At 65.3% G+C, this 19,270-nt stretch carries 20 protein-coding genes, 1 tRNA gene and 2 pseudogenes; 11 read left to right on the top strand and 12 right to left on the bottom strand.

Annotation, left to right across the window (positions count from 1 at the left end; all coding sequences use genetic code 11):
- The coding region (locus VIR62_RS07015; RefSeq protein ID WP_431869887.1) for a hypothetical protein at positions 1-697 on the top strand (697 nt) is incomplete at its 5' end.
- Between the two features lie 192 nt (positions 698-889).
- Here the strand turns inward: VIR62_RS07015 and VIR62_RS07010 are convergent.
- On the bottom strand, positions 890-1,162 hold the full coding sequence (locus VIR62_RS07010) for a hypothetical protein (RefSeq protein ID WP_431869885.1): 273 nt from the start codon (positions 1,160-1,162) through the stop codon (positions 890-892).
- Between the two features lie 65 nt (positions 1,163-1,227).
- Between VIR62_RS07010 and VIR62_RS07005 the strand changes: the two genes are divergently transcribed.
- Positions 1,228-2,133 carry a HEPN domain-containing protein gene (locus tag VIR62_RS07005; protein ID WP_431869883.1) on the top strand — a complete coding sequence of 302 codons (906 nt, stop codon included), beginning with the start codon at positions 1,228-1,230 and terminating at the stop codon, positions 2,131-2,133.
- A gap of 336 nt (positions 2,134-2,469) precedes the next feature.
- Here VIR62_RS07005 and nusG read toward each other — a convergent pair whose 3' ends face one another.
- The 5 genes from nusG to VIR62_RS06980 all read right to left on the bottom strand — a co-directional run bounded on the left by nusG (position 2,470) and on the right by VIR62_RS06980 (position 7,764).
- Entirely contained in the window at positions 2,470-3,009 is a 540-nt protein-coding gene (gene nusG, locus VIR62_RS07000; protein ID WP_431869881.1) for a transcription termination/antitermination protein NusG, read from the bottom strand.
- Between the two features lie 68 nt (positions 3,010-3,077).
- Complete coding sequence (secE, locus tag VIR62_RS06995; RefSeq protein ID WP_431869879.1) at positions 3,078-3,275, bottom strand: preprotein translocase subunit SecE; 198 nt, start codon at positions 3,273-3,275, stop codon at positions 3,078-3,080.
- A 162-nt stretch (positions 3,276-3,437) separates the two neighbouring features.
- Positions 3,438-3,513, bottom strand: a tRNA-Trp gene (locus tag VIR62_RS06990).
- 70 nt (positions 3,514-3,583) lie between these two features.
- Positions 3,584-5,923 (bottom strand): putative bifunctional diguanylate cyclase/phosphodiesterase, encoded by a 2,340-nt coding sequence (locus VIR62_RS06985; RefSeq protein ID WP_431869877.1) that lies wholly within the window; start codon positions 5,921-5,923, stop codon positions 3,584-3,586.
- Between the two features lie 62 nt (positions 5,924-5,985).
- Positions 5,986-7,764, bottom strand: a complete 1,779-nt coding sequence (locus tag VIR62_RS06980; protein WP_431869875.1) for a fatty acyl-AMP ligase — start codon at positions 7,762-7,764, stop codon at positions 5,986-5,988.
- Positions 7,765-7,865: 101 nt separating this feature from the next.
- On the opposite strand from VIR62_RS06980, the gene VIR62_RS06975 reads away from it, so the two are divergent.
- The 6 genes and pseudogenes from VIR62_RS06975 to VIR62_RS06950 all read left to right on the top strand — a co-directional run.
- Positions 7,866-8,420 carry a regulatory protein RecX gene (locus VIR62_RS06975; RefSeq protein WP_431869873.1) on the top strand — a complete coding sequence of 185 codons (555 nt, stop codon included), beginning with the start codon at positions 7,866-7,868 and terminating at the stop codon, positions 8,418-8,420.
- A 74-nt stretch (positions 8,421-8,494) separates the two neighbouring features.
- A complete protein-coding gene (locus tag VIR62_RS06970; RefSeq protein WP_431869871.1) occupies positions 8,495-9,100 on the top strand; it encodes a cold-shock protein in 606 nt (201 codons plus the stop codon).
- Positions 9,100-9,594: a DUF192 domain-containing protein gene (locus VIR62_RS06965; protein WP_431869869.1), complete on the top strand. Its 495-nt coding sequence runs from the start codon at positions 9,100-9,102 to the stop codon at positions 9,592-9,594. Before VIR62_RS06970 ends, VIR62_RS06965 begins: the two co-directional genes overlap by 1 nt.
- Positions 9,595-9,635: 41 nt before the next feature.
- On the top strand, positions 9,636-10,016 hold the full coding sequence (locus VIR62_RS06960) for an NADH:ubiquinone oxidoreductase subunit NDUFA12 (RefSeq protein ID WP_431869867.1): 381 nt from the start codon (positions 9,636-9,638) through the stop codon (positions 10,014-10,016).
- Between the two features lie 6 nt (positions 10,017-10,022).
- Positions 10,023-10,544, top strand: a complete 522-nt coding sequence (locus tag VIR62_RS06955) for an outer membrane lipid asymmetry maintenance protein MlaD (RefSeq protein WP_431869865.1) — start codon at positions 10,023-10,025, stop codon at positions 10,542-10,544.
- Between the two features lie 29 nt (positions 10,545-10,573).
- Positions 10,574-10,927 (top strand): annotated as a pseudogene (locus tag VIR62_RS06950) (DUF2155 domain-containing protein); the annotation flags it as partial.
- A 35-nt stretch (positions 10,928-10,962) separates the two neighbouring features.
- Here VIR62_RS06950 and aat read toward each other — a convergent pair.
- The gene (gene aat / locus VIR62_RS06945) at positions 10,963-11,712 is read right to left on the bottom strand and encodes a leucyl/phenylalanyl-tRNA--protein transferase (RefSeq protein ID WP_431869863.1); all 750 of its coding nucleotides are present in this window, start codon (positions 11,710-11,712) and stop codon (positions 10,963-10,965) included.
- Positions 11,713-11,764: 52 nt separating this feature from the next.
- Positions 11,765-12,112 (bottom strand): arsenate reductase (glutaredoxin), encoded by a 348-nt coding sequence (arsC, locus tag VIR62_RS06940; RefSeq protein WP_431869861.1) that lies wholly within the window; start codon positions 12,110-12,112, stop codon positions 11,765-11,767.
- A 541-nt stretch (positions 12,113-12,653) separates the two neighbouring features.
- Here arsC and VIR62_RS06935 point away from each other — a divergent pair.
- Positions 12,654-13,367, top strand: a complete 714-nt coding sequence (locus VIR62_RS06935) for a L,D-transpeptidase family protein (protein WP_431869859.1) — start codon at positions 12,654-12,656, stop codon at positions 13,365-13,367.
- Positions 13,368-13,584: 217 nt separating this feature from the next.
- Here the strand turns inward: VIR62_RS06935 and accC are convergent, their stop codons facing one another.
- The 3 genes from accC to aroQ form a co-directional block, all read right to left on the bottom strand.
- Complete coding sequence (accC, locus tag VIR62_RS06930) at positions 13,585-14,934, bottom strand: acetyl-CoA carboxylase biotin carboxylase subunit (protein ID WP_431869857.1); 1,350 nt, start codon at positions 14,932-14,934, stop codon at positions 13,585-13,587.
- A 124-nt stretch (positions 14,935-15,058) separates the two neighbouring features.
- Positions 15,059-15,529, bottom strand: coding sequence for an acetyl-CoA carboxylase biotin carboxyl carrier protein (gene accB, locus VIR62_RS06925; RefSeq protein ID WP_431869855.1), 471 nt, complete (start codon positions 15,527-15,529; stop codon positions 15,059-15,061).
- 35 nt (positions 15,530-15,564) lie between these two features.
- Positions 15,565-16,005, bottom strand: a complete 441-nt coding sequence (gene aroQ, locus VIR62_RS06920) for a type II 3-dehydroquinate dehydratase (protein WP_431869853.1) — start codon at positions 16,003-16,005, stop codon at positions 15,565-15,567.
- Between the two features lie 47 nt (positions 16,006-16,052).
- Here aroQ and thiS point away from each other — a divergent pair.
- Positions 16,053-16,268, top strand: a pseudogene (gene thiS, locus VIR62_RS06915) (sulfur carrier protein ThiS); the annotation flags it as partial.
- 67 nt (positions 16,269-16,335) lie between these two features.
- Complete coding sequence (locus VIR62_RS06910; protein ID WP_431869851.1) at positions 16,336-18,318, top strand: protein-L-isoaspartate(D-aspartate) O-methyltransferase; 1,983 nt, start codon at positions 16,336-16,338, stop codon at positions 18,316-18,318.
- Here the strand turns inward: VIR62_RS06910 and VIR62_RS06905 are convergent.
- Entirely contained in the window at positions 18,315-19,238 is a 924-nt protein-coding gene (locus VIR62_RS06905; protein ID WP_431869849.1) for a tetratricopeptide repeat protein, read from the bottom strand. The genes VIR62_RS06910 and VIR62_RS06905 overlap by 4 nt on opposite strands.
- Between the last annotated feature and the right edge of the window lie 32 nt (positions 19,239-19,270).

Below are 19,270 nucleotides of genomic sequence, written 5' to 3'. Positions count from 1 at the left end.
CGCCGCCGCCACGACCCGCCCGACCCCGGATGCCGCCCGCCACGAACGCTCGCCATGGCGCCTGCCGATCATGCTCGCCTGCGCGGGAATAGCGGCGGTCGCGGCCGGCATCCTCACCAACAGGTTCGGCCCGGAAAGCCTGCTGAGGGAGGACGGCCCCATCGAATGGGCCACCGCGACGCTCTTCGCGATCGCGGCCCTCGGCGCCGCCACGCACCTGCGTGGGGGAAGAGGCTTCGACTGGCTGGCCCTCTATGTCCTCTTGCTGGCAAGCCTGTGCTTCCTCTCGGAGATCGCCTTCGGTGCCCGGCTCTTTGGCTGGGACATGCCCGACATGCGCGGCGGCGGAGAGCTGGACGGCGCGCACGATCTCGTCCTCGTCGCTTTGCGGACCTTGTGGGAGGCGCCGCTCTTCCTCGCCGCGGCCGCCGCTTTCCTCGCCCTCGTCGCCATCCTCCGGAGCGCGGCGCGGGCGGGCCTCTCGCCGCGCGCCATAGGGCAATGGCTGACGAGCGAAGGCCACCGCATGACGATCGCCGCGGCCAGCCTCTACCTCGCCGCCGCGCTCGCCTGCGACCTCCTCGAACAGCCTGCCCTCAGGCAGGTGGAGGAACCGCTGGAGCTCCTGGCGGCCTGTCTCCTGGTCGTCAATCGAGGCGCTCGTGAGCTGCGCAGCGGGAGCGAAGCGCCCCGTTAGCAGCGAACGAAGTTGCCGACGATCGGACGGCGAAACCGTGACGCGGGCGCAGAGCCTGGAGCCGCGGGCCGAGCCCGATCCCGAACCGATGGCCGAAGCGGCGTGATCCGATGCCGGCGGCGGTTCGCCCCGCACCGGGAGGCCTTCCATGAAATACATCGATCCCATTGCGCTGGAACGGCTGCGGCGCGCCTATGACCGGCTGCGCCGCTCCATGCGGGGATATTCTCCGCCAAACGCCACGATCAACTGACCTATGCCGAGATCGGCGAGCGAACCGGTCTGTCGCCCCGGCAGGTCGAGCGTATCTTCGCCGACGCTCTCCATCGGCTTGGTCGCGACGTTTGGGAGCAGGAGCAGGGTATCACCCTTGGTCCGATCCGGCGGTTCCTGCGCGAGCGACGTCTGAACCTGCGCTTGCGGCTCCGCCTGTGGCGCGCGCGCTCGTGAAAATGCCCAGTCCACCCGGGGGGAGCAACACTCCCTGGGCGGGCTGGGCAGCCTAGCAAACGCCGTCTAGGATGAAGCGCATGCGCAACGATCTCGACCATCTGCCCGAACAGCAGCAGCGCGAGCTCGAGCGCATCCGGCAAATCCTCCTCGACGAGTTCGAGACGGCGATCGGGCGGGCCACCCAGCCGCACAAGCGGGGCGGCAAGGTCTACAAGATCATCCTGTTCGGCTCCTACGCCCGCGATGACTGGGTGGACGAGCCCGAGAACGGCTATCAGTCCGACTTCGATCTGCTGATCGTCATCAGCCACGAGGATCTCACCGACATCGCCGACTACTGGTATGTCGCCGAGGACCGGATCGCGCGCGACCCTGCCATCGCCCGTCCGGTCAACATCATCGTGCATTCGCTGGACGAGGTGAACAGCGCGCTCGCGCGCGGCGAGTATTTCTGGACCGACATCGCCCGTGACGGGATCGCACTCTACGAGCTGCCCTGCCATCCGCTTGCCACGCCGATGCCGCTCACGCCGGCCGATGCTCATCGCATGGCGAAGGAGTATTTCGACGACTGGCTACCCAGCGCTGGTGAGTTCTTTGATGACTTTCAATCGAACCTTGAACGGGGTCGGTTGAAGAAAGCCGCATTTGAACTGCACCAAGCCGTCGAACGCTTCTACATCTGTTTTCTGCTTGTGCGGACGCTCTACTTTCCGCGCTCGCACAACATCAAGTTCCTGCGTTCGCTCGCGGAGGACAAGGCGCCCCGGCTGGTCGAAGCCTGGCCGCGAGCCACGAAGCGCGATCGAAGCCGCTTCGAGCGGCTGAAGCGCGCTTATGTGGAGGCGCGCTACTCTGCGAGCTATGCGATCACGACCGATGATCTCGACGCACTGGCAGCCTCGGTCGCGTGTCTGCGCGATATCGTCGCCGCCCTTTGCGAAGAGCGGCTGTCGGAGCTTAAGGCGCAGGCCCGCCAATAGCGGCCGCTCGCATGACGATCAGGCTGCCTTGGTCTTTCGGCCTTTGGCCGGGCCATGGCCAAGAAGAGCGGCCTTGGCCAGAAAGGCAGAGCGGATGCTGCGGTCTATTTCTGCGATCCGCACAGTCCCTGGCAGCGAGGCTCTTTCGCCCCTCGGTGCACGAGTGACCGCTTTGGGGGCATCTAAGCAAGCTCGAAATGGCCGGGAAGGGCGCGAAGCTGACGAAGGCGAAAAAGCCGGAGCTTCCGCCCCGGCCCTTGTTCCCGGCGAAAGCCGGAGCCCAGTCGTTCTTCTCCTGGATCCCGGCTTTCGCCGGGACACGCGTTGGTCAAATCTCTATTTGACCAACTCTACCTGCTCGAACTCCAGCTCGACCGGCGTCGCCCGCCCGAAGATCGACACGCCAACCTTCACGCGCCCGCGGTCGAAATCCAGCTCCTCGACCATGCCGTTGAAGCTCGCGAACGGCCCCTCAAGCACCTTCACGTTGTCGCCGATCTCATAGTCGACGCTGACCTTGGTCTTGGGCGCGGCGGCGGCGGCTTCTTCCTTGGTGTTGAGGATGCGCGCGGCCTCGGCTTCGCTGATCGGCTGCGGCTTGCCTGAGGAGCCCAAAAAGCCCGTCACCTTGGGGGTATTCTTGACGAGGTGATAGACGTCGTCGTTCATGGCGAGCTTGGCGAGCACGTAGCCGGGGAAGAACTTGCGGTCCGACGTCACCTTCTTGCCGCGGCGGACCTCAGTCACCTTCTCGGTCGGGACCTCGACGGCCTCGACAAGCTGCTCCAGGCCGAGCCGCGTCGCCTCCGACAGGATGGCGTCGCGCACCTTGTTCTCGAAGCCCGAATAAGCGTGGATGATATACCAGCGAGACATTCGTGATCCTGTTTCCTAATTCGCTCCCTCTCCCGCCGCCGGGAGAGGGTTGGGGAGAGGGCCTGTGACTAGCTCAAGAGGCCGAGCAGCGCCTTGACGATCGCGCTGAACGCGGAATCGACGCCGAAGAAGAAGATGCCGAGCAGCGCGGTCATGATGATGACCATGATCGCGGTGGTCACTGTTTCCTTGCGCGACGGCCAGACGACCTTCGCGGTTTCGGCGCGGACCTGCCTGAAGAATTCGCCCGGATTGACCTTCGCCACGCGCTTTGCCCTCGCCTTCGTTCAAACACACAAAAGAGGCCGCGGCGGCCCTCCGATCTGTCCGGAGCCGCCATGACCTTCCTTCCACATAGTCCCCCGGTCCCGATTTCCCAGCGCTCTTTTCTCTTTGGGAGCGACGCGGCCCCTTTTTTGCGGCGGGATTGGCAGGAGTGGAGGGACTCGAACCCACGGCCCTCGGTTTTGGAGACCGATGCTCTACCAGCTGAGCTACACTCCTAGAGCCGGAGAGCCGCCCATTAGCGAGGCGGGGAGGGGAGCGCAAGAGGTGACAGGCCTTTGAAATGCGCTCAGGCGGCGGCGCGGATGCGGACCTCGCCGAGCAGTGGCTTGATCGCCGACGGTGGTACAGGATCGGAGAAGATATAGCCCTGGATCCGTTCGCAGCCGAGCGCGCGCACCAGCGCGAGCTGCTCGGTCGTCTCCACGCCCTCCGCCACGGTTCTCATGCCCAGGCTCCCCGCGAGCGCGACGACGGCGCGGATGATGGCGCCGCTTTCGGGGTCGTCCTCGCGTGCCGCCTGAACGAAGCTGCGGTCGATCTTGATCGTGTCGAAGCGGCCGTCGCGCAGATAGCCCAATGAAGAGTAACCCGTGCCGAAATCGTCGATGGCGAGACCGACGCCCAGGCTCTGGATCTGGTGAAGAACCTTTTGCGTGAAGGGCGTGATATGGAGGAACACCGTCTCCGTGATCTCCAGCTCGAGCCGGTGCGGATCGATCCCGCTCTGGGAAAGCGCAGAGATCAGCGTCAGGATAAAACCCGGTTCCTGAAGCTGGAGCGGCGAGATGTTGACGGCGACCGAAATGTTCGCCGGCCAGCGCGCGGCCTCCGTGCATGCGGTTCGCAGCACCCATTCGCCGATGCGGCCGATGAGGCCGGTTTCTTCGGCGATGGGTATGAACTTCATAGGTGACAGGTCGCCGAGGTCGGGGTTGCGCCAGCGGACCAGCGCCTCGAAGCCTTGGACCCGCGATGTCTTCGCGTCGACCACCGGCTGGTAGACGAGCCGGAACTCATCGCGGCCCAGCGCCGTGCGCAGGGCGAGCTCGATCCGGCGCCGCTCTTCCGCCTCGGCGTGGAGGGCGGGTTCGTAGAAGCAGATGTCGTTGCCGCCCTCGTCCTTGGCGCGATAGAGGGCGAGATCGGCATTGCGGATAAGCTCCTCGACCGAGGTGCCGTCGGTCGGCGCGAGCGCGATGCCGATGCTCGCGCCCACGAACAGATGCTGGTCATTGTAGACGAAAGGCTCCTTCAGGGCCTCGATGATGTCCAGACACAGTCGTTCTACCGACGCGATGTCGGAGGCGTCAGGAATGACGAGCGCGAATTCGTCGCCGCCGAGGCGGCCGACGGTCATGGTATCCGATATGATCGGATCGAAACGGGAGGAAACCTGGCGAAGCAAATGATCGCCGGCCACATGCCCAAGGGAATCATTGACTGACTTGAACCGGTCGAGGTCGATCAGCAGCATGGCGCAAAGGCCGCCATTCTCCCGAACGTCGGCCAGGGCGTCGCCGAGGGCCTCGAGCAATTGCAACCGGTTGGGGAGGCCGGTCAGCGCGTCGTGGCGGGCCATGTGGGCGATGCGATCAGCCGCCTGGCGGGCCTCGGTGACGTCCGATCCGACGCCCCGATAGCCGATGAACCGGCCCTGGCCGTTGTAGCGCGGTCGGGCGGAAAGCTCGATGCATCGGGTTCCCGCAGCGCTGGTGATGGGCACCAGCATCTCGGAAAACGGCGCTCGGCGGCTGAGCAGGTCGGCAAGCGTCTCCAGCGCCTTGGCTTTAGCCGGGTCCGCAGCCTTTCCTCCGGACAGGAGGTCAAGGAGCGACTTGCCTTCGACATCGAGCGCTGCGCGGCCGACCGCCCGGGCGAAGCGAGGCGACACGCTCTGTAGCAGGAGGTTGCCGTTGAGCTCCCATAGCCAGTCGGCATCGCTGCTCTCATAATCGCGCAGAAGCAGGCTGACCGTCTCGGTTCGCTCTTCGAGCGCAAGCTCGACGCATTTTCGCAGCATGAAGGCGCGGCCGCTTGAATAGACGATCACCATGAGGCCGATCGTATAGACGGGCCCTATTGCGGCGATCAGCGGCCAGCCGGTCTTGAGCAGCATGGTCGTGGCCGCGGCGCCCATGATGCAGATGTAGGCGCCGGCGGCTGGTGGAACGTTGGACAGGATGAAGGCGGCGCCCGCCATCATTCCTGCGGTCACCATGCAGATCGCCAGTTGCTCGGCTGCGCTGGCCTCCGGGAAGAAGTAGGCTGCGGGAATAGCCCAGAGAAAGCCGAAGACGACGCTGTGATTGCCGGCCCGGTCGATCGCGCGGCGCGGTATCGAATGGATCATCCGATGCTGCACACGCTTCAGGAACGTGAAGGCGCGCAGCATCAGCAGGGTCAGCGCGAGCAGCCAGAGCGCGAGCACACTGGGATCGATGCTCCCCGCCAGGATCAGGATCAGCAGGACGGCATTGAAGGCCTGTCCCCACGCCGCGGCGCTTACCGCCCTCGCCATGTCGGTGAGTTGCGCCGCGCGCACGCGCCCCCAACCCCTGTATCCCGGGGGTGCAGCGCGGTTGAAGACAATGCGCCAGTCGAGTTTTGGCAGCGTTACGTCGCTCATGGCTTTCCCAGGCGGACGATAGCCCGGGAAGCGTTAGGGAAGAGTTATGGATGCGCTGTTAATTATGCGGCGATATCGTAGGGCTGGATCTCGCCCGACAGATAGAGATTGCGCGCCTTGGCGCGGCTGAGCTTACCAGAGCTGGTGCGCGGCAGTGTGCGCGGGGGCACCAGTTCGACGACGCAATGCATGCCGGTGATCGCCCGCACCCGCTCGCGGATTTCGTCACGAAGCCGGCCTCGTTCTTCCGCATCCGACGTCCGGCATTGGACGAGGACCGCCGGCGTCTCTTCGCCGCCCGGCGTCGTTATCGAAAACGCGGCGATGTCGCCGGCCTTGAACCCGGGCAGTTGCTCCACCGCCCATTCGATATCCTGCGGCCAGTGGTTCTTGCCGTTGATGATGATCATGTCCTTGGCCCGGCCGACGATGTAGATGTAGCCGTCCGACAAATAGCCCATGTCGCCGGTGTCGAGCCAACCGTCGGGGTCGAGGCAGGCGTCGGTGGCCGCCTCGTCCCGGAAATAGCTGTGCATGATCGAGGGCCCGCGCGCATGGACCTTGCCGATCGCCTTGTCGGGCAGGGGCTGGCCTTCCTCGTCGCGGATGGCGATCTCCATGTCTCTGACCGCCTTGCCGCAATTGACGATGGCGCGATAGCGTTGCGGACGGTCCCGCCGCGCGGTGCCGCCGCCGGCGAGAAGCGTTTCCTCGACCAGCTCGACGACGATTCCCTCGCCGGGCGGCATGATCGAGACCGCCAGCGTTGCTTCGGCGAGGCCGTAGCTCGGGAGGAAGCTCCTGGCGTTGAAGCCGGCATCGGCGAAGGCGTCGACGAAGGCCTGCATGACGTCGGGCCGGATCATGTCGGCGCCATTGCCGGCGACGCGCCAGCGCGACAGGTCGAAACGCTCGGAAACCTTGCTCTGGCTGCCAATGCGGCGCGCGCAGATGTCGTAACCGAAGGTGGGCGAGTAGCTGAGCGTCGTCCCTTCGTTGCGGCTGATGAGATCGAGCCAGGCGAGCGGCCGGCGGGCGAAATCCTCGGTTTTCAGGTAATCGGTCGAAACCTGGTTCGCCACAGGTGAGAGCAGGCAGCCGACCAGGCCCATGTCGTGATACCAGGGAAGCCAGGAAATGCATCGATCGCTATCGACCACCTCCATCCCGTGACTGTGGGCGGCGAGATTGTTGAGCAGCGCCCGATGCGTCACCGCCACCCCATGCGGAAAACGGGTGGAGCCGCTCGAATATTGGAGATAGGCGATGTCGTCGGTTTTGGCCGAAGGAAGGGGCGCCGAAGGGGCGGCGCGCATCGCAAACCCTTGCCAATCCAGCGCCTCGATTCCGATAGCCTCGGCCGCGGCATCCGCCATGCCAGTCAGCTCGGCCGGATAGAGGAGGAGGCTCGGATCCGAGCTTTTGAGCTGGACCGAAAGCTGATCGATATAGGATTCCTTGCCGCCGAAGGACGTCGGCAGCGGTAGCGGAACCGGCCAGGCGCCCGCATAGACCACGCCGAAGAAGAAGGCGGCGAATTCGGGCCCCGTCTCGGCGATCAGCGCAATCCTGTCGCCGCCCTTCACTCCATGCGCGATCAGGCGGTAGGCGACGCTAATCGCGTCGTCGCGAAGCTCCCGGAAAGTATAGGCGCGGACGAGCTGGCCCCTGGGGTCGTGAAAGTTTAGGCCGCGAACGCCCTCGGCGGCATAGTCCAGCGCCTCGCCGAGCGTATCGAAGTCGGCATAGCGGCGCGGCAGCGTGTCCGCCGTCGGGGTCGGTACAAGAGCAGCTTGATCCTGCGTGCGTGGCCGCGTCCGGCCTTCAGCTTGTTGGAGCACTGCGGGTATAATCCTTGACTGTGAACACCCGTCCATGCGGGAGCTCTTCCGAATTGGCTCCCGTCTTACGGCATAAGGCGCGTTCATATTCTGGCTCGACTATGGCACAATCAAGGCGCGTGACGCCGAACAGCCATAAAAGACCCCGCCCTCCGCTCGATGAGGAGGCGTTGGAGCGGATCGCCCTTTTCTATGTCGGGCGCTATGCCAGCACCCGGGCCAAGCTCAGGACCTATCTCGTACGCAAGGTGCGGGAGCGCGGCTGGCACGACGGCGGAGAGCCTCCCGTCGATAGTCTTGTCGAGCGTATATCGAGCCTGGGTTATGTCGATGACGCTGCCTTTGCGGCGTCACGCGCGGCGTCTCTCTCGCGACGGGGATATGGCCAGCGGCGAGTCGACCAGGCCCTGCATGCGGCCGGCATAGAGGAAGCGGACGCGGCCCCGGCGAAAGAACAGGCGAGAGCGGGGGCGATGGCCGCGGCGCTTCGCTTCGCCCAGCGGAGGCGGCTCGGGCCTTATGCTGCCATCGCGTCCGGCCCGGAAGCACGAAGGAAGGCTTTCGCCGCCATGGCCCGAGCGGGTCATCCCGTGGATATCATCCGCCGAGTGCTAGAATCCGCGCCCGGGGAAATCCCGGAATGCGACAGCTGCTGATTTTCGCGCGCGAACAGTTCAAACCCAGCAAAAGCCGTGATACTTTAGACAAAATCATGGTAGAGTGAGCGTTAATGACTTCGCGCCCCGAAATGCTTGCAAGCGATCAAGCGTCTCATTCGGATGCCGCCGATCCCCTGCATCTTGAATTCGACGCGAAAGACAGCGAGGCGCTAGTCAAGCTGACCGGCACCATGAAATGGTTCGACGCCACGCGCGGCTTCGGCTTTCTGGTGAGCGACCAGGCCAAGGGCGACATCCTGGTCCATTTCAGCGTTCTCAAGGAGCATGATCGGCGGAGTCTGCCCGAAGGCGCCATCGTCGAATGCCTGGTCGCCGACCAGGAGCGCGGCCTCCAGGCCCGCAAGATCCTGTCGATCGACCTCAGCACCGCGATTGCGCCGGACACGTGCCGCACCAGGAGCAGCGGCGATCGGGTCGATCCCTCAGCCCTGCTCAGCGATGCCGGCGGTTTCGAGCCGGTCCGCGTCAAATGGTTCAATCGATTGAAAGGCTATGGATTTCTCGTGCGCGAAGATGACGTCTCAGAAGACATCTTCATCCACATGGAGACGGTTAGGCGGGGCGGCATGACCGACCTCGGACCGGACGAGCCGCTCCGCGCGCGGGTGGCGATGGGGCGAAAGGGGCCGCTCGCGGTCGAAGTGGAGCCGCGCTGATGCCGACACGAATGAAGGCGGCCGCGGCTTTGGCGCTAATTCTGCTGGGCTGCCGGGGCGAACCGCCGTCCGCGGCCGAGATCGCCGCGGCGCGGGAGACCCGGCCTGCGCTGGAACGAATTCCGCTCCAGATCCGCAGCGAGACCGGAACGCATGATTTCACCGTCGAGGTGGCGCGCACGCCGGAGGAGCAGGCGCGCGGGCTCATGTTCCGCGAGAGCCTTTCGTCCGGCGCCGGCATGCTCTTTCCTTTCACGCGTCCGCGTCCGGCCAGCTTCTGGATGAAGAACACGCTGATCCCGCTCGACATGATTTTCGTCCGCGCCGACGGCACGATCGCGCGGATCGCCGTCAATACGACGCCGCACTCGCTGGCGCCGGTGGGAGTCGGCGAGCCTGTGGTGGCGGTGCTCGAGATAGCGGGCGGCCGCTCGGTCGAGCTGGGTATCGAGGAGGGCGATCGAGTGGCATGGTCCGGCGGGCCCGCTCTGTAGAGGCTTGCGCAGCATCGCCCATCGGCGCTAGGCGAGCCGCCATGGGTTTCTGGTCCAAGATCTTCACCTGGTGGAACGGCGCGACCATCGGCACCGCGTGGTTCACCCGGCGGCACGGCGCGCGCTTCGGCACGGACACGCTCGGCAACGTCTACTTCCGCTCCAAGAAGGGCGACAAGCGCTGGGTCATCTATCAAGGCGCCAATGATGCGAGCCGTATTCCGCCCGAATGGTACAGCTGGCTGCATCACCAGATCGACGGACATCCGGACGAGGTCCTGCCGCCGGTGCGCAAGTTCGAGAAGCCCGCGACTCCGAACCTGACTGGTACGGCCTACGCGTATCTCCCGTCCGGCGCCCTCGAGCGCGGCGGCCAGCGCGCGGCGGCGAGCGGCGACTATCAAGCCTGGACGCCCGAATAGGTCGTCATGGCGACTCTCCGAGACAATCTCGTCGAGGCGATCGTCGGCCTGCTGGTCGTTCTCCTGGCCGTGTGGTTCTTCGTCTTTGCCTGGCAGAGGACGGGCGGAGGCATGGAGGATTCGATCCGGGTGACAGCCCTCTTTCCAGCCGCCAACGGCGTTTCGATCGGCACCGACGTGAAGCTGGCCGGCCTCAAGGTCGGAAGCGTCGCCGGGCAACGCCTCGATCCCGAAACCTATCAGGCGGAGGTGACGCTGGCGATCGACGAGGACGTCAGCATACCCTCCGACAGCAGCGCCGCCATCACGGCCGAGGGCTTGCTTGGCGGCACCTTCATCGTGCTGCTGCCCGGCGGCTCGCCGACGCCGCTCAAGGACGGCGACATGATTTTCGACACGCAGGGGTCGGTCGACATGATGGGACTCATTGGCTCCTTCATCAATCGCTCCGGCGGCCCGGGCGCATCGCCGCCGGCGGACACCGGCAGTCCGGGACTCGGCACGATGGAAGAGCCGGCGGCGCAGTGACTCGTCTTCTTCTCCTCACCGGTCTTGCGATGCTCGCCGCCTGCGACCGCGGCGTTCCCGAACGGCAGCCGGCCACCGACGCCGAGCCGGAGCCGCAGACGATCGACACCCCGCAAACGGTCACAGCCATGGCTCCCGGCACGACGCCGATGGCGGAACGGGTGGCGGTCCTGGGCCTTCTCAACAAGCGCAACGGCCTCTCGCGCGATCTGGAGCTGAAGCCTGGTCAGGCGATCCGGGTGGACGACGTGATCGTCCGGCTGAGGGCCTGCGAGACGACGGCGCCTCACGAAATACAGCAGCTGACGGGGGCCTTCGTGCAGGTCGATGTGCGCAATCTCGAGGGCCGGTTCGAACGGATATTTTCGGGCTGGCTCTACAAGGAATCGCCGTCGCTCAATGTTGTCGAGCATCCGGTCTACGACGTCTGGCCCAAAAGCTGCGCGATGACCCATCCCGACGGCGCTCCGCCGCCGGAGCGCGACGAGCGGGCGGCCAGCAACCCGTCGAGCGCATCGAATTCCGCGCCGCCGCCGGCCCCCGCCGAGCCAGCGCCGGCGTCGGAGCCGGAGCCCGAAACCGAGGAGCCGGCGGCTGAAGCGCCCGCCGACAACGCCGCCGACAGCATCGACACGTAGCGTTTCTGGTCGACCTCGACCGCGCCGAGGCTGCGCAGATGCTCGGTCATGAACTGGCAGTCGAGCAGCCGGAATCCGCCGACGAGCAGCCGCGCCATCAGCCAGGCCAGCGCCACCTTGGACGCATCGGGGCGCAGCGAGAACATACTCTCACCGAAAAAGGCGCCGCCCAGCCGAACGCCGTAAAGACCGCCGACCAGTTCCTCGTCCTGCCAACATTCTATCGAGTGGGCGTGGCCGAGGCGATGGAGGAGGTTGTAGCTTTGCTCGATCTGGCGGTTGATCCAAGTCTCCTCCCGCTCGGCGCAATTATGCACGACCGCGGCGAAGACCTTGTCGTGGGTAACGGTGAAGGCGCCCGAGCGGATCGTCTTGCGAAGCGAGCGCGACATGCGGAAACCGCCCATCGGGATGATGGCGCGCTTGCGGGGCTCGACCCAGAATATCTCGTCGGCGTCGCGGCTGTCCGCCATCGGAAACACGCCGATGGAATAGGCGCGCAGCAGCAGGTCCGGATCGAGAACCGCCATGTCTATTGATTGATACTCCGCTCATCGCCGGTCAACCGGGTTTGGACCTATCCTAGAGTATCTCGCGCACATTTTCCTGGGGGCGGCAGAGGCGGACCCCCTTGTCGGTCTCGACCAGCGGCCGCTCGATCAGGATGGGGTTTTCTACCATGGCGTCGAGAATGGCATTGTCGCTGACATGGCCTCCGGCGAGGTCGAGATCCTGGGCGAGCGGCTCCTTGGCGCGCAGGCCCTCGCGCACGCTGATCCCGGCGCGGTTGTAGAGGCGCCGGAGCTCATCCTTGGTGGGCGGGTGCTTTAGATATTCGATGACCGTCACGTCGGCGCCGGACTGCTCCAGGATTTCCAGCGTCTTGCGCGAGGTGCTGCATTTGGGGTTGTGGTAGATGGTCGCCTTCATTGTCCTGTCCGTTCCTCCGGTTCATCCCGCCAAGTGTTACAGATGTTACACGTGTGAGGGCATTCGCTCTCCGCCTGGCGCCATCGGCCGACGTCAAAAGTCAGGCAAAGGCTAGTCCAACGCGCCATGCGTTCCTGGTCCGCGCCGGCGACCAGCGCCGGAAAGTTCACAAAGTTCACGAAGTCCAGCTTCCCGCGGGCAAAAAATCCTTTCCTCGATACAGGATCGCCGACTTTGAAACCCATCGTCTTGCTTCGGTGTGGGGCAAGGGAACATGACAGGAACATGGCGTGTAGAAAAGGGCTATTCCTTCGGGTGCCACTGGGGCCAATCGACAGTTTCTGGGAATGTCGAGCCCGACCAGGGTAAATCTCTGGTGACAGCCTGTAAATGGGCGGGGACGTCGCTCCACACAGGCAGCCATTCTGCCAGGACCCCCAAAAATCGCCGGAAGGATCTAGGCGGAGACCGTCCCGAACGGGCACAGCCGGGACAGGCCGGTAGTCAGCGTCCCCGCTTCTGCGTTAATCCCCTGGAAACCATGTTGGAGACGGTCTGGATGGCGCGCGAGGGGACGGTTCGGGGATGGAAGCTGGTCGCGGCGCTCGCCTGCTTCGCGGCGACGGCGGCGTGCTCGCAGGAATTGCCGATGGCCGCGTCCGGATTGGCCGGGCCGGCGGTTGCCGCAACCCAGAATCCGGCCTCGAGCCCGGCGGTCGAGGCACCCGTTGCTCTCGCCGCATCCGATCCATCCGCTCCGGCGCCCGAGCTTCTGGCGGCGCCTTCAACGCCCGCCTCCGCCTTTGCCGTCAACACCGTGCTCGCGCTCGATTATCCGTTGCAGCCGAACGATTATGTCTGGGATGAGGAGGGGGCGCCCGACGGGCCGATCGGCGTCGTCATCGATCTCACGGCGCAGCGCCTGTACGTCTATCGCGCCGGCGTCGAGATCGGGCGCTCGGTCATCATCTACGGCGCCGACGACAAGCCGACGCCGACGGGGACCTTTCCGATCCTGGAGAAAGACATCGACCATGTGTCCAACCTCTACGACGGCGCGCCGATGCCCTACATGCTGCGCCTGACCTGGGACGGCGTCGCCATCCATGGCAGCGGCGAGATCGGCTACGAGTGGGCCACCCATGGCTGCATCGGCCTGCCCGACGAGTTCGCCGCGATCCTTTACGAGGAGGCGGGGCTGGGCGACCAGGTGCTGGTCACCGAGGGATGGATGACGGACTATTACGAGGCCTAGGCGCCGATGCTCCTTGTCGGCTGTTTCGCGACTGGAGCAAGATGAGTTCGGGTTCGACCCTCCATCGTCACCCCGAAAGCGGGGGTGCCGCTTGCGTCGCCGGGAGAGCCGAAAGGGAGAAGCGGGATTTCCGCTTTCGCGGGTATGACGGGTGAAGAATCTAAACGCCGAAGTCCAGGCGGGCGGTTGAAGCTGGGCCCCGGCCTTCGCCGAGGAACTACTGGCCGTCCCGCGCCAGCCACTCTTCCAGCCATTTGATCGTATAGTCGCCGGACTGGAATTCCGGGTCCTCGATCAATTTCTGGTGGAGGGGGATGGTGGTGGTAATGCCGTCGATCACGAATTCCTCGAGCGCGCGGCGGAGGCGTTTGATCGCGCCCTCGCGGCTGGTGCCGTAGACGATGAGTTTGGCGATCATGCTGTCATAATAAGGCGGCACGCGGTAGCCGGCGTAGAGGCCGCTATCGACGCGGACGTTCATGCCGCCCGGCGCGTGATAGCCTTTGACCAGGCCCGGCGAGGGGGTGAAGGTCCTAGGGTCCTCTGCGTTGATGCGGCACTCGATGGCATGGCCGCGGAAGACCACGTCCGCCTGGCGCAGGGTGAGCGGATTGCCCTCGGCGACGCGGATCTGTTCGCGGACCAGGTCGAGGCCGGTGATCATCTCGGTCACCGGATGCTCGACCTGAAGCCGGGTATTCATCTCGATGAAGTAGAATTCGCCATTCTCGTAAAGGAATTCGATCGTGCCGGCGCCGCGATAGCCCATCTCGGCCATCGCCCTGGCGACGATCCCGCCCATGCGGTCGCGTTCCTCGGGCGAAATGACGGGGGAGGGGGCTTCCTCCAGCACCTTCTGGTGGCGGCGCTGGAGCGAACAGTCGCGCTCGCCGAGATGAATGGCATTGCCGTTGCCGTCGCCGAATATCTGGAACTCGATGTGGCGCGGATCGCCGAGATATTTTTCCATGTAGACGGTGTCGTCGCCGAACGCGTTCTTCGCCTCCGAACGGGCCTGGCTGATTAGGGCTTCGAGCTGGTCCTCGGATGGGACCACCTTCATGCCCCGCCCGCCGCCGCCCGAAGCCGCCTTGATCAGCACCGGATAGCCGATCTCGCGGGCGAGACCCCTGGCCTCCTCAACGCTGTCGATGGCGCCGGCCGAACCGGGCACGAGCGGCAGGCCGAGCGCGCCGGCGGTGCGCTTGGCCTCGACCTTGTCGCCCATGGTGCGGATATGCTCGGGCTTGGGGCCGATCCAGATGATGTTGTGGAGCTCAACGATCTCGGCGAAGCGGGCGTTCTCCGACAGGAAACCGTAACCGGGGTGGATGGCGTCGGCGTGGCTGATCTCGGCGGCCGAGATGATGTTGGGAATGTTGAGGTAGGATTCGCCGGCCGGGGGCGGGCCTATGCAGACGGCCTCGTCGGCGAGGCGGACGTGCATGGCGTCGGCATCGGCGGTGGAATGCACTGCGACCGTCTTGATGCCCATTTCATGGCAGGCGCGATGGACACGCAGCGCGATCTCGCCGCGGTTGGCGATCAGGACCTTCTGGATGGCCATGTCAGTTCACCGTCACGCCAGCAGAGGCTGGCATCCAAGCGGCCGTCGACCGGCGCGACAGATGGAAGGTCAGCAGGGACCCCAGCCTTCGCTGGGGTGACGAGGAAAAGCAGGTCATGTCCTTTTACTCGACGATGACGAGAGGCTGATCGAACTCGACCGGCTGCGCGTCCTGGACAAGGATTTCCCTGACGGTCCCGGCGCGCGGCGCGGCGATCGGGTTCATGACCTTCATCGCCTCGACGATAAGCAATGTATCGCCCGCATTGACCTTCTGGCCGGCGGTGACGAACGGCTTGCCGCTCGGTTCGCCGGCGAGATAGACGGTGCCGACCATCGGCGACTTGACCATGCCGGCATGGGCGGCCGCGAGCGCCTCCTCGGCGACGGGTGCCGGGCCCTGGACGGCGGCCGGAGCCGCATGAGCGAGAGGCGCGGCGGCCACCGACACCATCTGCCGCTTCACGACGATCTTCCTGCCGCCGTCCTCGACCTCGATTTCGGACAGGTCGTTTTCGCTCAGCATTTCGGCGAGACGGCGGACCATGTCGGTATCGACGCGCATGGCCCCCTCGGCATTGGTCTTGTCGGTCATCTTTTCTCTTGTTCCCCTGTTTGGGCGGCGTCCTGTCAGAGACGGGCGGCGGCGTCCAGAGCGAGCTGGTAGCCGAGCGCTCCGAAGCCGGCGATGGTTCCTTGGGCGACGGGCGCGACGAAGCTGCGGCGGCGGAAGGATTCCCGCGCCTGCGGATTGGACAAGTGTACCTCGATCACGGGCACGGCGACGGCCTTGATCGCGTCGTGGAGCGCGACCGACGTGTGGGTGAAGGCGCCGGCGTTGAGGATCACGGCCTTGGCGCTCGCCGCATTCGCCTCGTGCAGCCAGTCGATCAGATGGCCTTCATGGTTGGACTGGCGCATGTCGACCGCGAGGCCGAGCTCTCGCGCCCGGTCCTCCAGGCGCCCGGCAATGTCGTCGAGGGTGTCGGAGCCGTAGATTTCGGGCTCTCGCGTGCCGAGCAAATTGAGGTTGGGCCCATTGAGGACATAGACGGTCGGTGGTTTCGCCATGGCCGCTTCCTATATGGCGGACGGCGAGGATGCGCAAAGGGAGTGACATGCACGACGACGGCACCGTTTCGATCAGCGTCAACGGCGAGCACCGCCGGGTGACGGCGGGGATGACGATCGCGGAGCTCGCCGCCGAGTTGGGCCTCGAGCCGACCAAGGTCGCCGTGGAACGCAATATGGAGATCGTGCCGCGCTCGACGCTCGTCGACGTGCGAGTCGAGGATGGCGACGATTTCGAGATCGTGACCTTCGTCGGCGGCGGCTGACGCTTTTTCCGGAACGTCCAGCGTCAGTGCCTGTTTGACTCCCGAAACCTCTCGGGAGGCTAACATGGTCGATGCACCTGTCATGGATGCCGCAGCCGAGCGCGAAAGGATGGTCGAGCGGCAGATAGCGGCGCGGGGTGTCAGCGATCGGCGTTTGCTCGACGCGATGCGCACCGTACCACGCGAGGAATTCGTGCCGGAGCATATCCGCGAATTCGCCTTTGAGGATTCGCCGCTGCCGATCGAGGCCGAGCAGACGATTTCGCAGCCCTATATCGTCGCGCTGATGATCGAGGCGGCGGGGCTGAAGGCGGGGGACCGGGTGCTCGAGATCGGCGCCGGCTCCGGTTATGCCGCCGCTGTCATGGGGCAGGTGGCGGACGAGGTATTCGCGATCGAGCGACACGAGGAGCTGGCCAGCCTCGCCAAGCGGCGAATGGAGAGTCTGGGCTATGACAATGTCACCATCATCCATGGCGACGGAACCAAAGGCCTGCCCGCCTCCGCGCCCTTCGACGCGATCATCGCCGCCGCCAGCGGGCCGGACGTCCCGAAGGAGCTGACTCGCCAGCTCGCCATCGGCGGACGACTGGTGATGCCGGTCGGGGAGCCGCATTCGATCCAGAAGCTCGTGGGAGTCACCCGCGTCGGCGACGATGACTTCGAGAAAGAGGATTTGGGCGGCGTGCGCTTCGTGCCGTTGATCGGGGTCCATGGGTTCCAGGATGCGAAGGGGGGACGGCAAGCGCTGCGTTCCCTGCCCGATCTCATCGGGGCGGCGGCTGAGCCGCTACCGGCGATCGACGATCCGGCCTTCGGCGCCCTGTTCGATTCCTATGCCGGCGCGCGCGTGGTCCTGCTCGGCGAGGCGAGCCACGGCACATCCGAATTCTACCGTGCCCGCGCCGCGATTACCAAGCGGCTGGTCGAGGAACATGGCTTCACCATCATCGCCGTGGAGGCGGACTGGCCGGACGCGGCGACGGTCGACCGCTATGTCCGTCACCGGTCGAAGCGCGAGGGCGAGGAGGCGGCGTTCCAGCGCTTCCCCACCTGGATGTGGCGCAACACCGACGTCGACGCCTTCATCCGCTGGCTGCGGCGCCACAATGAAGGGGGCGCGCCGGAGGAAATGGCGGGTTTCTACGGGCTCGATCTCTACAATCTCGGCGGCTCGATGCGGGCGGTCATAGACTATCTCGACGACGTCGATCCGGAAGCGGCGGCGGTGGCACGGGAGCGCTACGGCTGCCTGATGCCCTACGCCAAGAACCCGCAGGGCTATGGCCGGATGGCCATCACGCGCGGCTTCGCCGAATGCGAGCAGCCCGTCGTCGAGATGCTGAGGGAGTTGCTGCAGAACCGCCTGAACTATGCAGCGGAGGACGGCGACGAGTTCCTCGACGCCCATGCCAACGCCCGGCTCGTCAAGAATGCCGAGGAATATTACCGGGTCATGTATCATGGCGCGGCGGAAAGCTGGAACCTGCGCGACACGCATATGTTCGAGACGCTCTGCCAGCTGCTGGACGCGAAGGGGCCGGAGTCCAAGGCCATCGTCTGGGCGCACAACAGCCATATCGGCGATGCCAGCCATACCGAGATGGGGCAGGTGCGCGAGGAGTTGAATATCGGCCAGCTATGCCGCGAGCGTTTCGGCCGGGAAGCGATGCTGATCGGCTTCGGCACGCATACGGGCACCGTCGCCGCCGCGACCGACTGGGACGCGCCGATGGAGGTGAAGGCGGTGCGGCCGTCGCTGTCCGGCAGCTACGAACGCGTCTCGCACGACAGCGAGGTCAAGGAATTCCTGCTCGACCTGCGCGGCGCGGAGGAGGGGCTCCGCGAGATGCTGGAGGAGCCGCGGCTGGAGCGCTTCATCGGCGTCATCTATCGCCCGGAGACGGAGCGCTGGAGCCATTATTCGCAGGCGATCCTACCCGGTCAGTTCGACGCCTGGGTTTGGTTCGACGAGACGCGGGCGGTGACGCCGCTGCCGGGCAAGATCGAAATGGGCGAGGAAGAGACCTATCCGTTCGGCCTCTAACGCCCTTCCTGGGCTTCCTTGCTGTCCGCCGCCGGAAGTTCGGTCGGGGCCGCATCGGCCCCGGCGAGCTTCATCGCGGCCGCTTCGCCGGACAGCGCCTTCCGGGTGACCTCGGACGGCTCGACCTTCCAATTGTCGACCAGCTGCATCGCCTCCTTGAGCTGCTCCTCGCTCAGCTCCGCCTGCATCTTGTCGCGCCACTCCTGGATGCGCTTTGACGGCGCTTCGGCCGAATTGCCCTGGAGCAATGCGACATAGGCGAATTGCTTGACCGGGTCCTTGGCCACTTTGCCTTCGCCGCTGTAGAGCGAGGCGAGCGCCTGGAGCGAGGGGACGTGGCCCTGCTTCGCCGAAGCGAGCAGATATTCCAGCGCCTCATCGGTATCGTCCTGTTCGTAGAAATGCTGCGCGACATCATGTTGCGCGAGGGCGTGGCCGGCCTCGGCGGAGGCAAGCTTGTATTTGAGTGCCAGCTCCGGGTTCGTCTCGACCGCCTCGCCGCCTTCGCCTTCATAATAGGAGCCGAGCATATAGGCGCCGAGCGGATCGCCGGTCTCGGCGGATTGCGTGAAGAGCTCAAAGGCCTTTTGCGGATCCTTCTCCACGCCATTGGCGCCTAGATGATAGGCCATGCCGAGGTGATAGGCGGCCTCGCCATTGCCCTCGGCGGCTAGCGACGCGAGCTTCGCGAGAAGGCCCTCGGGGCCCCCGCTCATAGTCTCGTCGGCGGGAGTTTCCGCCTCGACCGGCGGCTCCTTCACCGCCTCCTCGGCTTCTTCTTGAGTCGCTGTCGACTCCCCATTTTCGTCGGCCGCGAGCGTATCGAGCTCCGTCAGATCGTCCTTCGACAACTGGGCGGCGACGGACGTGCTTGAGAGGAGCAAAGCGAGGGGAAGGATCAGGCTTTTCGCGGAACGCATCGGGCAGACTCTCTCCAGTCGACGGGGCGGCC

The sequence above is a fragment of the Allosphingosinicella sp. genome (assembly GCF_036570505.1).
Classification (GTDB): Bacteria; Pseudomonadota; Alphaproteobacteria; order Sphingomonadales; family Sphingomonadaceae; genus Allosphingosinicella.
Note: the sequence above shows the minus strand (reverse complement) of the source record. Positions and strands in the feature narration are given on the sequence as shown.